This is a genomic window from Micromonospora sp. MW-13 (assembly GCF_003434305.1).
Lineage (GTDB): Bacteria > Actinomycetota > Actinomycetes > Mycobacteriales > Micromonosporaceae > Micromonospora.
This window is the reverse complement of sequence record NZ_QKKX01000028.1, coordinates 63535-76417: the sequence shown is the minus strand read 5'-3', so window position 1 is coordinate 76417 and position 12883 is coordinate 63535. Positions and strand designations below refer to the sequence as shown.

The following is a 12883-nucleotide window of genomic DNA, read 5'->3' as shown; positions in this document are numbered from 1 at the left end:
AGGTGCGGGCGGCTGCGCTGGCCGAGGTGGCCGGCAAGATGGTCAGCGTCGTCGGTCCGAACTCGTCCGAGTTGTCGGCATCGCGACCGTCATGCGCCGTCTCGTGCACCCCCGGACGTAGGCTGGCCCGGCATCTATCAATCCACGTCCTTTGATGGAAGGATGTCGTATGGAGCCGGTACGAGCAGAGTCGCCGAACGCGCCGGCCCGACGGGTCCTCGGCATCGCGCTGGCGGCGATGGTCGCCGTCGCCGTTCTGGTCGGCGGTCTCCTCATCTTCCGGGCCTCCGTCGGCGATTCCGGTCCACCGGTGGGCTGCGCGGAGGCCGAGCAGGCCCTCGCCCGGAGCAACGCCGCCGACCCTGCCGACCCCGCGAAGTGGAGCCGGCTGGCGACCGACCTCGAGGCAGCGGCGAAGAAGGCGACGGACAGGGAGGTGGCCGCCGCCATCCAAGCTATCGCGGACAACAACCGCCGGATCGCCGCGTTCAGCACGGCCAGCGAGCCCAGGGTCGACAACGCTCTCGCCCAGCTGGAGGAGACCAAGAAGTACGGGACCAACTTGCAGACCTACATGCGGGTCTGCGCGGCCGAGATCTACCCGAACGAGTGACTACAGCCCGCCCGGGTGCAGCGTGTTCAACCGCCTGATGAGGACGATGCCGGTCCGCAGCGCGTCCTCGAGCTGGTCGACGGAGGCGTAGAACAGGGTGTGGTCGTCGCGGTCGACGGCCTCGACGCAGTTCCTGCTGCCCTGCCGGATCAGGGCGATGTACCTCTGCCAGGACTCGTCGCCCTCCGCGTCGGGGACCCGGAAGTACCGCTCGGCGTCCCGGCCGAATCCGCCGATCGCGACGCACGCCGCGCGGGCCGGCGAGATGTCGACCCGGCCGTTCGACGCGGTGTCGATGGACACCTGCATGGCGGCGATGAGCTTGTCCATCTCGGTGGAGAACCGGCCGAGAAGCCCGCGACCGCCGTACCGCTCCCAAGAGGCGATCTGCACCCGCTTTGTCTCCGCCGACACGGCGACGGCCGGCGCGGGCGGGAGCATCCGCGAGACGGCCTGGCTCTCCGGCGCGGCCCGCTCGTGGAGGCGCAGGGCGACTTCGGAGATCGTCACCAGCATCGCGACGGAGACCAGCGCGCCGACGACGATCCGGCGGAGCGCCGTGCCGCCGGCGGACCACGCGGGTGCCGCCGCACGACCCCGGCGAGGGCGCGGCACCCGCGACAGCAGCCCGACGAGCACCGCCGCGACGCCGCCGCACACCGCCGCGATGACGAGCGCCGGCGTCAGCAACAGCTCGACCGTCGACCAGGCCGCGGGGAGCCGCGAGCCGCAGGACGAGCCGAGCACCGCCAGCGGCCGCACGCACCCGTCGGTCGACACGAGGACGACCATGCCGGCGAAGCCCGCCAGCACCGCCACCTCGGCCGCGATCAGCGTGGAGACTAGTCTGTGCCTCGGGTTCAGCGCGCTGGCGAGCAGCACGGCCGGCGCGGCCGGCCCGACCAGGGCGACGAACAGCCAGGCGGTGTACAGGATCTGGTACAGCGCCCAACCCTGCTCGGTGTCGGGCCGGAGGGGATGCAAATACGCCTGGGTCCACACGACCGCGTCCCAGCACAGGATCCCGCCCAGCACGCCAGGCAGCACCGCCAGGCGTAGCGGCGGCAGGCCGGGCGCGGACGGGGCGACGCCGCCGGAGGAGGACCTGGCCGCCCAGGCCGCCAGCGGCACGAGCCACAGCACCGCCACCTGGACCAGGATGAGCGGGACCTTGGTCATGGAAGCGACGACGGGGATCATCGCCGCGACGCCGGTCAGGACGTTCCGGTGGCCCGGTGCCGGCCCGGTCACGGTCCGCTCCAGCAGTGCCCGGATCTGGTCCGGCTCGAACGGCCAACCGGCGGCTAGCAGCGCACCACCGCCGTGCCACCAGGTGAACCACCCCGACATCACCAGCGCCGCACTCGGCAGCCCGACCAGCAGCAGGCGGCTTACCGGCCGCCCGTGCCGAGCGGTGATCCACACCTGGGCGCACTGGCTGGTCCACCAGGCGAACGCCATGCCGGCCAGCACGACAAGCACCAGGTAGTACGGCGATTCGGGTAGCCAGTCGCTGATCACCTCCTGGCCGGCGAGAAGGTGCCCGAACGCCATGCCGACGCCCAGCCACGCGCCGCCGCGCACCCCGGAAGGTGCCGGGCGACCGGTGAGCAGCGCGTGCGCGACCGCCCGCCACAGCGCCACGCCGGCCACCCCCGCGACCAGGCTGGCCGCCGTCAACGCGACCAGTTGGTCGTTCCAGCCGCCGGCCAGCCGGTACTGCTTGGCGTACATCCAGATCCGGTTGTTGATGAGTGCCGCGGCCACCCCGGTCAGGAACATCGGCATCGCGGCGACCCGGAACAGGATCTCCGGGTCGGCGAGGGCCCAGCGGCGCACCTCCCAGCAGGGGTGGGTCCGCCAGAGGTCACGGAACCGGTCCAGCGCGCGTCGTGCCCGGCCCCGGACCGGGGCGGCGGGGGCTTGCCAGCCGTCCGGATCCGCGCCCCACCGGGCCGCGGACAGGTCGGCGTAGATCTCCCGGGTGCGCAGCACCTCCGACCGGGCCAGGTAGACCAGCGCGCACAGCACGACGACGAAGAGCAGATTGCGGGTCGCGGCTGGGGCGTAGGTGCTCCAGTACGGCGACCGCAGGCTGTTCGGCAGGGTGACAAGCAGCATGCCGGTGGACGGCAGGACCATGGCGAACAGGAACGCCCGCCACAGCGCGATCGTCGCGTAGCTGATGGTGATGTCCCGGTTGTCGATGTGCGCGAGCTCGTGCAGCACCACCGCGCGGAACCGGCCGGGATCGTGCACCCGGGAGGCCACGAGCCCGCCGTGCAGACACAGCACCGAACGGCCGTCGCGGCCGAACACCACCGCACCGGTGGAGGCGGCGGCCGGGTCGACGACGACGCGCGGGAACCGGCGCAGCCCGATCGTCGCCGCGAGTTCCGCCACCGCCCACGAGATCTCCCCGTCGTGGTCCACCGCCGCCAGGGGCACAGTCCGCCGGGTCTTCCAGCGCGGCAGTACCCAGAACACCAGCAGCGCAACGACCGCCAGCAGCACCGGCCAGCCGAGAGGCTGCCACCACGGCGGCAGGGCGTACCGGATCATGCAGTCGTGGTACGCGTCGGCCTGACTGACCTCGCCGAGCATGACGGTCCGGTCCTTCTGCGCGGGATCGACCCCGGCCGCCAGCCTGCAGCCCCACCACGCCAACGACTGGTCGGCGGTGGAATTCAGCGTACGCATCAGGTCGACGCTGCTGACGACGATCAGGACGATGAGGAGCGCGAATCTCGGCGTCGTGCCGGCGGTGACCGTCCGCTCGTCGATCCTCGGGCGGATCGCGATCGCGGTCACGCCCGGCCGCCCGCCGCACCGTCGTCGGGGCCCAGCGCGCGGACCTCGCCGCCCGTGGGCGCGCCGAGCGCGAGCCGGGCCACCACCGCGTCGGCGACGACCTCGCTCTGCCTGCGGGACAACCCCCGTCGGCCCCCGACGTCGATGACGCGCTGGTGTACCTCGCGGAGCTGCTCCTGGGTGAGCGGCGGGACCACCGCGACGGACGGCCGCCGCCGCAACCGTCGCCACCATGTGCGGAGCCTGCCGAGGGAGCCGGTGACGACCAAGCCCGCCGCCTGCTGCGCGGTCTGGTCCAGCACCAGCCACACGGCGGCGGTCACCAGCGGCACGACCTCGCCGACGCCGAACCCGAGTGTCTCGCGCCTGCCCTTGGTCCGGGCCAGCCTGCGCACGACGACGGCCTCACTGAACCGCGACAGCCCTATCACGAGGGGCAACTCCTGCTCTGCGACCTCGGCCACGACGTCGCGCACCACGTCCCGGACTCTGATCCCAGGCATCTGGATCCCCCTCCCGACGTTCGCAAACTCGGGCTCGCCGAACCCAGAGTGATCGAAGTTCGCGAATGTCACAATGCCTGATTCGGTCGCATTCCCGACCCTGGACCCACCGGGGCCGCATCGGAACCACCCGTAGGTCCCTCGGGGCGGCTACGCCCGGGTGGGGTACGCCGGGAGCCGAGGTGAGTCGTACTGTTGGGTGATCAGGTCCCAGCGGATCGACCGGGTGGACCCGTCCTCCAGGCCCTTCTCCACCGGCCCGGTACAGCCTTGAGCGGCCGATGTGAGGTGCTGGCGACGTCGAGAGGCGTGGTCGTGGACAGCCGAGCAGGGGGCGCGCACCGACCGCAGCTCAGCCGGTCAGCCGGTACGGCGGGAGCGGGCCAGAGCCAGCGCGCCGAGGACCATGGCGATCAGCCCGACCACCAGGGCCACGTAGGCCCCGCCTCGCCCGTTGCCGGTGCCGATGCCGCTGTCGGACGTGGCCACGACCACCCCGCCGAGGGCCATGCCGATCAGCCCGGCCGCCAGGGCCATGGTGGCCCCGAGGCGCCCGTTGCCGGTGCCGACACGACTGGTGGGGCGGGCCAGAGCCAGCCCGCCGATGACCACGCCGGTCAGCCCCAGCACGGCGGCCACGGCTGCCCCGAGTCGCCCGGCGCTCATGGTGTAAACACTGGCGGCGGCCGGCTGGGCCGAGACGTGCGCGGCCGCCGGTCCGGCAAGACCGAGCCCCTCGATCAGGGTGGCTCCGGCCACGGCAAGCACAAGTCGAACTGATCTCAGGGTTCCTGACGAGCTCATGTCCCTCTCCTCTTTCGTGCGTCTCGTTTCTGAGGTTGGATGTCGCCTGATCATGTCGCCGGGCGCACCGCCGGTCATCCAGCAGACGGACGCCATTCGCGCTGCCACCGATGGCGCACCCGCCTGCCGCAGACGCCGTAGGCGCCGCGAAAGTACTGCGCGCGAAGTAGGCAGCCGGTCATCCACAAGCAGGAGTCGCCCGCAGCAACATTCCGGCTAAGGTGCGGGCATGAACACGGGACGGGCGAGTGTTCAGGCCGGTTTCAGAGACTGGGCCATCGCCGTCTGCGTAGCGGCGACGCTGCTGGTCACCGGAGTGTCCCGGAACCACTCCGCCACGGATCTTGACCTACTCGGCTACGTGCTGTTGGCGGCAGGCGGCCTGGCACTGGCTGCGCGCCGCCGGGCTCCGGTTCCCGTCCTGGCCGTCACCGGGCTGTGCGTGGTGGGTTACCAGGCGGTCGGTTTTGACGTGCCTGCCGTCGCGTTCCTGTTCGCGGTGTACGCCGCCGTGCGGGCGGGTCACCGCAACATCACGGTCGTGGTGGCTGTGATGATGCTGGCTGCTCTCCCGCTCGCGGCCCTCGCCCTGCCACAAGACATGCCCGTGGGCGAGGCGCTCGCACGGGCCCGGGGCGTCCTCGAGCTGGCGTGGCTGGTCGCCGCCGGTGCCGCGGGTGAAGCGCTGCGGCAGGCTGAGCGACGGGCGGACGAGGCCGAGCGCACCCGGGAGGAGACCGCGCGGCGCCGGGCCGACGAGGAGCGGCTGCACATCGCGCGGGAGCTGCACGATTCGCTCACCCACCAGATCTCGATCATCAAGGTGCAGGCCGAAGTAGCCGTCCACCTGGCCCACAAGCGTGGTGAACAGGTACCGGAGGCCCTGCTGGCGATCCGGGAGGCCGGCCGTGAGGCGACCCGAGAGCTGAGAGCGACCCTGGAGGCGCTGCGCGACGACGGCAAGTCCCCGCCGCCCGGGCTCCGCCATCTCCCGGAACTGGTGGAACGGGCCCGTATGACCGGCCTGGACGCGACGTTGACGATCGAGGGACAACGACACGACGTGCCGGCGGCAGTGGACCGGACCGCCTACCGGATCGTTCAGGAGTCCCTCACCAACATCGCCCGTCACGCCGCCGCCGCTACGGCCTCGGTCCGGATCGACTACCGTCCGGACGCCCTCGCGATCCGAGTCGATGACGACGGCAGGGCCACGCCGGCCACCGCCCCGATGCCCGGCGTCGGGCTGCTCGGGATGCGTGAACGAGTCACCGCCCTCGGCGGTCGCCTGCGTGCGGAACCGCGCGGCGAGGGCGGCTTCACCGTCCAAGCTGAACTCCCGGTGGGCCCAACGTCATGATCCGTGTCCTGTTGGTCGACGACCAGCCGCTCCTTCGCAGCGGCTTCCGCGCACTCCTCGATGTGGAAGACGACATCGAGGTGGTGGCCGAAGCCGCCGACGGGAAGGAGGGCCTGGCGCTCGCCAAAAAACACCTGCCGGACGTCGCGCTCATCGACATCCAGATGCCGGTCATGGACGGCATCGAGGCGACCCGGCGCATCGCCGCAGACCCGGCCCTGGCCCAGGTGCACGTCGTCATCCTGACCAACTACGGCCTCGACGAACACGTCTTCCACGCGCTGCGCGCCGGCGCCGCCGGATTCCTCGTCAAGGACATCGTGCCAGCTGACTTTCTGCACGCCATCCGCGTCGCCGCGCGCGGCGACGCCCTGCTCGCACCCTCGATCACCCGCAAGCTGATCAACCGGTACGTCACCGATCCGCTCCACGCGGGCGCCGACACGAGACTGGAAGGGCTGACCAACCGCGAACGCGAGACAGTCGCCCTCCTCGCGCAGGGCCTGTCCAACGACCAGATCGCCGAACGCATGGTGATCAGCCCACTGACCGCAAAAACCCACATCAACCGGGCCATGGCCAAGCTCCACGCCCGCGACCGCGCCCAACTCGTGGTCCTCGCCTACGAATCCGGCCTGGTAGCCCCACGCAACCGCTGACACTGGCGGCCCGCACGGTTCCACCCTCGAATCGGAGCCGACGCCTGCACCGGTCGCCAACGAACCGGCCGAGACCGGATCACCTGCCCCTGCTGCGGCGGTTGTCGCAACACCGTCCAGGCAGGACGGGCGCGAAACCGACAGTGGTGCCGTTCGATCCGGTGCGACAGGCGATCTCGACGAGGCTCACCGAGAGTGCGACAACCATCCCGACCTCACCGTGACTGCATCCGCCGATCTGGCGGACCTCCTCGCGCTCCGGGTGCAGCTGAACGGCGCGCTGCGCGATGCCGGACGCAAGGTGACAGTCAACGACCTCATGGTGCGGGCGGTCGCGCTCGCCCTACGCGAGTGCCCCGGCGTCAACGCGTCCCACTCCCCCGAGGGCCGTGGCCAAACCCTGCTGCACGGGCGGGGTCAACATCGGCATCGCCGTCGCCTCCCCGGCCGGGCTCATGGTGCCGGTGATCCGCGATGCCGACCGGACGTCGGTCACGGCGATCTCCGCGCAGACCCGGGCGCTAACCGACAAGGCTGCGAACCGGACGCTGAACACGGCCGACATGGCCGACGGGACCTTCACCATCAGCAACCTCGGCATGTGCGGAGTCGAGCACTTCACCGCGATCATCAACCCACCCCAAGGCGCGATCCTCGCCGTCGGTGCCGCGACACCGGAGCCCACGCTGTCCGGGGAGACGCTGGAAGCGCGGCGCCGGATGCGATACACGCTCACCGGTGTCTCACCGAGCCGGCGGCCGTCAGTAACAGGTGTTCATGGCGGTACGCACCTCGGCGAGGGTGGCATCGGCCACCGCCCTGGCTCGCTCGTTGCCCTCACGCAGCGTCTGGCGGAGATAGGCGCGATCCTGCGCGTACCCCGCCCGGCGGGCCCTGATCGGGGCCAGGTACTCGTTGACCGACTCGGTCACGGTCTTCTTCAGGGCGGCGGCTCCCGCGGAGCCGATGTCGGCGGCCACCTGCTGCGGGGTCCGGTTCTGGCAGAGGGCCGCCAGCAGCAGGAGCGAGGACACCTCGGGGCGGGTGACCGGGTCGTAGCTGATGTGGCGCTCGGAGTCGGTCTTGGCCCCCTTGATCAGGCGGGCGGTCTCGTCGGTGTCGGCGGCCAGGGTGATGGCGTTGTTCCGGCTCTTGCTCATCTTGGTGCCGTCCGTGCCGAGCAGGAGTGGCGCGCTCGACAGGAGGGCATCGGGCTGGGGAAATACGGCTTTGCCGTTGCCGTAGCGGTCGTTGAAGCGACGGGCGATGGTGCGGGTGAGTTCGAGATGCGGGAGCTGGTCCTGGCCGACCGGGACCAGGTTTGCCTTGCAGAAAAGAATGTCGGCGGCCTGGTGCACGGGATAGGTGAACATCAGGCCGCTGACGCTGGACTGGCGCGAGTGGGAGATCTCGTCCTTGACCGTGGGATTGCGGTTGAGTTCGGATACGGAGACGAGGCTGAGGAAGGGCAGCATCAGCTGGTTGAGTGCGGGGACGGCGCCGTGCGTGAAGATCGTGCTGCGGGCCGGATCCACCCCGATGGCCAGGTAGTCCAGGACCAGTTCCTCGACGTGCCCGATCAGGTTGTCTGCCACGTCGCGGTCGGTCAGGACCTGGTAATCCGCGATGACCACGAACAGCTCCACCCCGAGGCCCTGAAGACGTACCCGGTTGTGCAGCGTGCCGAAGTAGTGACCCAGGTGCAGGCGGCCCGTGGGGCGGTCGCCGGTCAGCACCCGGAATTGCCCGGGGTCCTTGCGGATCAGCTCTTCCAGCACCGCATTGCGGGCCTGTGCGGCAGACATCCCGAGCGCGTCGGCGGAGGGACCTGAGGCAGCGGCGCCGGGGTCTTCGGTCTGGGGGGCGGCGGTATTCACAAGGTCTCCTGATGGGTCGGTCTCGCCGTCATGATGACACGAGCCCCGCTACAGGGGACACCAAAGGGCCGCCGATCCGAAACGGCGCCGCCGCCCGCGTGCAGCGGCCACGGCGCCACCCCGACGCGCCCGCCGATTCACCGCCGTCACGCCCCCTTCGTCGTCCGCGAAACGCGCGTGGCGAGCAACTCGTAGAGCATCTCGTGCACCGGGGCGGGCCGGCCCGCCCGGCCGGCGAGCCGGACGGCGGCACCGGTCCAGGCATCGAGCTCGGACGGCCGCTCCGCCAGGATGTCCCGTTGCAGTGAGGAGGTGATGTCGGGCGGTTGCCGATCCATGAGCCCTGTCGCCGTGTCCACGGCATCTTTCGGCAGTGCGATTCCGAGCGCGATTCCGGTCTCGTACATCTCCCGCATTCCGGCGATCAGCATCCGGCGGGTGCCGGGGCGCGTCCGGAGTTCGCCGATGGTCGCCCCGCCGGCGGCGGCGCCGAGGCTGCCGACGGGCACGATCAACAGGAACTTCGCCCAGAGGGCGGCCCAGACGTCGCTCGGCTCCAGCACTGTCACCTGGGCCTCGCGCAGCATCTCGCGCAGCCGGGTCACCCGGTCGGACGCGCTGTTGTCCCACTCCGCGAAGCCCAGTGCCCCGGGGGGACCCGCGTGCCGCACCTCGCCCGGGCCGACCGTCGCGGCGACGACCCTGACCGTGCCGGGCAGCACCCGGGAGCGGCCGATCCGGGCCGCGACCTGCTCGGGCGCCTCGACCCCGTTCTGCACGGTGACCACGGCGGTGTCCGCGCCGATCATCGGGGACAGTGCGTCGACGGCCGCCGGCAGGTGCGGGGTCTTGACGCAGAGCAGCACGTAGCCGACCTCGCCGAGGTCCCGCGGGTCGTCCGACGCCCGCACCTCGGGTACGGAGCAGTCACCCGAGTCGCCGGTGACGCGCAGCCCCTTTCGCCGCAGCGCGGTGAGAGTCTCGCCGCGGGCGAGGAACCGCACGTCATGCCCGGCGGCGGCGAGGCGGCCACCGAGATAGCCGCCCACGCTGCCGGCCCCGACCACGGCGATGCTCCGGGCGGCCGGTTCCCTCGTCATGCTTCCTCGATCCGGCGCGGCTCGGGCTCAGCCCACCTGCCCCGCGCGGCGCCGCCCCACCGGCCCGTCATCGGGGCAACCGCTCCCGCACCCGGAGGGGGAGGGCCTCCAGGCCCCGACTGAGCGAGCTGTCGGCGAGCCAGGCGACCTCCTCCACCGGCACCGCGAGTTCGAGCCGCGGCAGGCGGCGCAGCAGCGTGGAGAAGGCGATCTCGCCCTGGAGCCGGGCCAACGGGGCGCCGATGCAGAAGTGCGCGCCATGGCCGAAGGACAGATGCCGGTTCGGTGACCGGGTGATGTCGAACCGTTCCGGGTCGTCGTACACCTCGGGGTCGTGACCCGCGCCGGACAGCGACAGGTGCACGAAGCTCCCCTTGGGTATGTCCACCCCGCCGAGCCGCATGTCCTCCGCCGCGACCCGCAGCGAGGCCCAGGCGGCCGACCCCTCGTAGCGCAGGATCTCCTCGATCGCCGAGGGAATCAGGGCGGGGTCGGCGCGGAGCATCGCGAGCTGGTCGGGATGGCGGAGCAGCAGCAGCGTCCCGTTCCCCACCATGTTGGCGACCGTCTTGTGCCCGGCGATGATCAGAAGGAGGATCGTCGACAGCAGCTCCCGCTCGCTGAGCGCGTCCGCGTCCCGGGCCCTGATGAGCTCGCTCAGCAGGTCACTGCCCAGCTGGGCGCGTCGCTCGGCCACCAGCTTGGTGAAGTAGTCCCCGAACTCCTCGCTCGCCGCCTTCAGTTCCGTCTCCGCGTGCTGCAACGGATCCTGGCTGAGGACGTAGCTCCACCGCTGGAACAGCGGCCGGTCCTCGACCGGTATCCCGAGGTACTCGCAGATGACGATGAGCGGCAGCGGCAGCGCGAAGGCGGTCACCAGGTCGATCTCGCCGCCTTCCGGAAAGGCGTCGATGAGGTCGTCGACGACGTCCTGGATGCGCGGGCGGAGTTGGGCGACCGTGCCCGGCAGGAACGCACGGCTGATGGGCTTCTTCAGCCGGGTGTGCTTGGGCGGGTCGGCGAACCCCAGGTTGCCGACCACCAGGAGGCTGTTGGTCACGGCCTTGTCCCGATACGCGGCGGGCAGGTTCTCGACCTGTTTGGACAGGCGCGAGTCGCCGAACGCCTCCTCGACGACCCGGTTCGCGAGGACCGCGTATGCCTCGGCGCCGGGCGGAACGTCGATCCGGTGGACGGGGCAGTTGGACCTGAGTTCCGCTGTTGCCGCATGCGGGGCCGGCCCGGGGTTGGTGAAGTATTCCGTGGGCAACACGTCCGACATCGTGACTCCTAGGATCGCACCGTTGCGCTGCCACCCGCTACCGCCGGGATTATCCAGATGAGGTCGTCTTCCTCGACCTTCGTCTCCAGGTCGTCGAGGCTCCTGATGTCGTTGTCATTCAGGTAGACATTGACGTAGCGCTTCATGGCTCCGTTCTGGTCCACGAGTCGCTCAAGGACGCCGGGAACGGCCCGATCGAGGCCGGTGAGCACCTTGCGAATGGTGTCGCCCTCGACGGACAACTGCCTCCGCCCGCCGGTCAACGCATGGAAGGCCGCAGGTAGCTTGACGGTCACGACAGGCGCCGGCAGGTCCCTGCCGGCATCGGGGGGAAAGTCGGGCATATCTCATTTTCTCCTTAGCGAGACCTTTGATTCCGGCTGCTCGGCACGGCACCGTCGCTAAGGCGGCAATTCCACGTTGATCTCGTCGTAGATCGCCGACGGGATCCGTATCCTTAGCGGCTCGCACTGTTGCGGCCCTGGCCGCCACCCCGCCACCCGGTGGATCAGCACGTCACCGCTCGCGCGGATGTACCAGATCACGTTCACCGGCCAGCACGACTGGCGGAAGAGGAACTCGTCCATCCGCGTCGGGTTCTCGCTGAGCTGTTGGTACCGCTCGTGCGGCGGACCGATCTCGTGCCAGTTCGGGTGCGAGTGCACCGACCCCATGAGTTCCAGGCCGTTGGCGGACTGCTGCTTGATGGCCCGCAGCACGCCCTTGTCGTCGCACCAGAACCCCCGCCCCGCGTTCCGGTAGACGTCGCCGAACCGCGGGGCGATCTTCCCCTCGAATTCCGCCATGACGCTCTCGTCGCTCCCGCGAACGTTCGGCACGAACTCGATGTCGATGATCGTTATCTCGGCGCCGTCCGACCGCCCGAACAGCAGCGCCGACGCGCGCGGCGGGTGGTGGGGTACGCCGTCGGCGTCACGGCTCTCCAGACACTGTTGGTACTCCTGCACGGCGTTCTCGACGAAGCGCCTGGCGGGTTCGAGTTCGAACCGGGCGGCCTCCGGCAGGTCGCCGAACAGGCGGGCGCCGTCCGCGCCGCCGGCCGAATCGGTACCCGTGGCAGCGGTCACGGGCCGAGCGCTCTCCCTGGCTTCCACTGGCGCTGCCACCTCCGATCACCGTCATGGCTGTGCGGTTCACGTCTTGTTGTCCGGCTTCTTTCCGGCCGAGGCCAAGGTGCCCCCCAGGAGGGCCGCGCCCAGGGGCCACGAGCGCATGTGCACCGGAAGCGTCACGCAGTGGTCCCCGAGGCGCAGGACCAGCCCGTCGCCCACCAGGTCCCGCGCGGCGGCGGCGTGTCCCGGGTTCCGGGTCACCTCGGCCCACGCGCATCCCTCCAGGCCCCGGACGAAGACGTCGACCATGGCGGGGTCGTCCAGGACGACCCGGCGGCCGGATTCGGGCCGCTGATCGACGACGGACAGGAATCCCGGGCCCCGGCGGAAGTAGAGGAGGCCGAAGTTGCCGGTGGACCGCCACGGGCCGACCGCCGAAGCCTCCCGTCCCCGCACGGTCATCCGGTCGGGGGCCGGCAGATGATCGAGCCGCGGGATCAGGTCGAGTTGTTCCGCGCCCAGGATCAGCGACCATGTCACCCGGGCGCCGATCGAGGAACACTCGCGGAGCAACGCGATGATTCGCACGATCGCGTGCCCGGGTAGTGCGCAGAGGTCGACGGGCTCCGCCAGCCGTACCCCGGCGACGGGCACCCGGGGCAGGAGCGCCGCCAGCTCGGTGGCGGCGGGTAGTTCGGCCCAGTCGGACCCGAGGGTCAGCGTCGAACTGGCGGGCCGGGCCCCGGCCGGTACGCGCCCCCCGTCCGAGGCTCGCGCCCTGAGTTCACCAATGTCCATCAA

At 70.8% G+C, this 12883-nt stretch carries 12 protein-coding genes and 2 pseudogenes; 5 read left to right on the top strand and 9 right to left on the bottom strand.

What is annotated here, in order from left to right; genetic code table 11:
- Positions 1-169: 169 nt before the first annotated feature.
- A complete protein-coding gene (locus C5N14_RS15025) occupies positions 170-613 on the top strand; it encodes a hypothetical protein (RefSeq protein ID WP_117668712.1) in 444 nt (147 codons plus the stop codon).
- On the opposite strand, the gene C5N14_RS15020 is transcribed toward C5N14_RS15025, so the two are convergent.
- The 3 genes from C5N14_RS15020 to C5N14_RS15010 all read right to left on the bottom strand — a co-directional run bounded on the left by C5N14_RS15020 (position 614) and on the right by C5N14_RS15010 (position 4731).
- On the bottom strand, positions 614-3424 hold the full coding sequence (locus C5N14_RS15020) for a M48 family metalloprotease (protein WP_117668711.1): 2811 nt from the start codon (positions 3422-3424) through the stop codon (positions 614-616). It abuts the gene before it with no gap.
- The gene (locus C5N14_RS15015; RefSeq protein ID WP_117668768.1) at positions 3421-3927 is read right to left on the bottom strand and encodes a hypothetical protein; all 507 of its coding nucleotides are present in this window, start codon (positions 3925-3927) and stop codon (positions 3421-3423) included. The genes C5N14_RS15020 and C5N14_RS15015 overlap by 4 nt, the downstream gene beginning before the upstream one ends.
- Before the next feature lie 360 nt (positions 3928-4287).
- Complete coding sequence (locus C5N14_RS15010) at positions 4288-4731, bottom strand: DUF6223 family protein (RefSeq protein WP_117668710.1); 444 nt, start codon at positions 4729-4731, stop codon at positions 4288-4290.
- A gap of 229 nt (positions 4732-4960) precedes the next feature.
- Between C5N14_RS15010 and C5N14_RS15005 the strand changes: the two genes are divergently transcribed.
- The 4 genes and pseudogenes from C5N14_RS15005 to C5N14_RS34180 form a co-directional block, all read left to right on the top strand.
- The gene (locus C5N14_RS15005) at positions 4961-6091 is read left to right on the top strand and encodes a sensor histidine kinase (protein WP_117668709.1); all 1131 of its coding nucleotides are present in this window, start codon (positions 4961-4963) and stop codon (positions 6089-6091) included.
- A complete protein-coding gene (locus tag C5N14_RS15000; RefSeq protein WP_117668708.1) occupies positions 6088-6750 on the top strand; it encodes a response regulator transcription factor in 663 nt (220 codons plus the stop codon). Before C5N14_RS15005 ends, C5N14_RS15000 begins: the two co-directional genes overlap by 4 nt.
- A 220-nt stretch (positions 6751-6970) precedes the next feature.
- A pseudogene (locus tag C5N14_RS34185) lies at positions 6971-7078 on the top strand (hypothetical protein); the annotation flags it as partial.
- Between the two features lie 127 nt (positions 7079-7205).
- Positions 7206-7427: pseudogene (locus tag C5N14_RS34180) on the top strand (2-oxo acid dehydrogenase subunit E2); the annotation flags it as partial.
- A gap of 84 nt (positions 7428-7511) precedes the next feature.
- Here the strand turns inward: C5N14_RS34180 and trpS are convergent.
- The 6 genes from trpS to C5N14_RS14965 all read right to left on the bottom strand — a co-directional run bounded on the left by trpS (position 7512) and on the right by C5N14_RS14965 (position 12880).
- Positions 7512-8555, bottom strand: coding sequence for a tryptophan--tRNA ligase (gene trpS / locus C5N14_RS14990; RefSeq protein WP_117668707.1), 1044 nt, complete (start codon positions 8553-8555; stop codon positions 7512-7514).
- 218 nt (positions 8556-8773) lie between these two features.
- Positions 8774-9727: a 2-dehydropantoate 2-reductase gene (locus C5N14_RS14985; protein ID WP_117668706.1), complete on the bottom strand. Its 954-nt coding sequence runs from the start codon at positions 9725-9727 to the stop codon at positions 8774-8776.
- Between the two features lie 67 nt (positions 9728-9794).
- Positions 9795-11009: a cytochrome P450 gene (locus tag C5N14_RS14980; RefSeq protein ID WP_117668705.1), complete on the bottom strand. Its 1215-nt coding sequence runs from the start codon at positions 11007-11009 to the stop codon at positions 9795-9797.
- Between the two features lie 8 nt (positions 11010-11017).
- Entirely contained in the window at positions 11018-11353 is a 336-nt protein-coding gene (locus tag C5N14_RS14975) for a MoaD/ThiS family protein (RefSeq protein ID WP_117668704.1), read from the bottom strand.
- A gap of 57 nt (positions 11354-11410) precedes the next feature.
- Entirely contained in the window at positions 11411-12097 is a 687-nt protein-coding gene (locus C5N14_RS14970; protein ID WP_117668703.1) for a hypothetical protein, read from the bottom strand.
- 66 nt (positions 12098-12163) lie between these two features.
- Positions 12164-12880 carry a DUF5825 family protein gene (locus C5N14_RS14965; protein WP_117668702.1) on the bottom strand — a complete coding sequence of 239 codons (717 nt, stop codon included), beginning with the start codon at positions 12878-12880 and terminating at the stop codon, positions 12164-12166.
- Positions 12881-12883 lie beyond the last annotated feature (3 nt).

Excerpts from the sequence above, each read along its gene's own strand:
- C5N14_RS15025 (WP_117668712.1), top strand. The coding sequence starts at position 170 with ATGGAGCCGGTACGAGCAGAGTCGCCGAACGCGCCGGCCCGACGGGTC.
- C5N14_RS15015 (WP_117668768.1), bottom strand. The coding sequence starts at position 3,927 with ATGCCTGGGATCAGAGTCCGGGACGTGGTGCGCGACGTCGTGGCCGAG.
- C5N14_RS15010 (WP_117668710.1), bottom strand. The coding sequence starts at position 4,731 with ATGAGCTCGTCAGGAACCCTGAGATCAGTTCGACTTGTGCTTGCCGTG.
- C5N14_RS15005 (WP_117668709.1), top strand. The coding sequence starts at position 4,961 with ATGAACACGGGACGGGCGAGTGTTCAGGCCGGTTTCAGAGACTGGGCC.
- C5N14_RS15000 (WP_117668708.1), top strand. The coding sequence starts at position 6,088 with ATGATCCGTGTCCTGTTGGTCGACGACCAGCCGCTCCTTCGCAGCGGC.
- trpS (WP_117668707.1), bottom strand. The coding sequence starts at position 8,555 with ATGTCTGCCGCACAGGCCCGCAATGCGGTGCTGGAAGAGCTGATCCGC.
- C5N14_RS14985 (WP_117668706.1), bottom strand. The coding sequence starts at position 9,727 with ATGACGAGGGAACCGGCCGCCCGGAGCATCGCCGTGGTCGGGGCCGGC.
- C5N14_RS14980 (WP_117668705.1), bottom strand. The coding sequence starts at position 11,009 with ATGTCGGACGTGTTGCCCACGGAATACTTCACCAACCCCGGGCCGGCC.
- C5N14_RS14975 (WP_117668704.1), bottom strand. The coding sequence starts at position 11,353 with ATGCCCGACTTTCCCCCCGATGCCGGCAGGGACCTGCCGGCGCCTGTC.
- C5N14_RS14965 (WP_117668702.1), bottom strand. The coding sequence starts at position 12,880 with ATGGACATTGGTGAACTCAGGGCGCGAGCCTCGGACGGGGGGCGCGTA.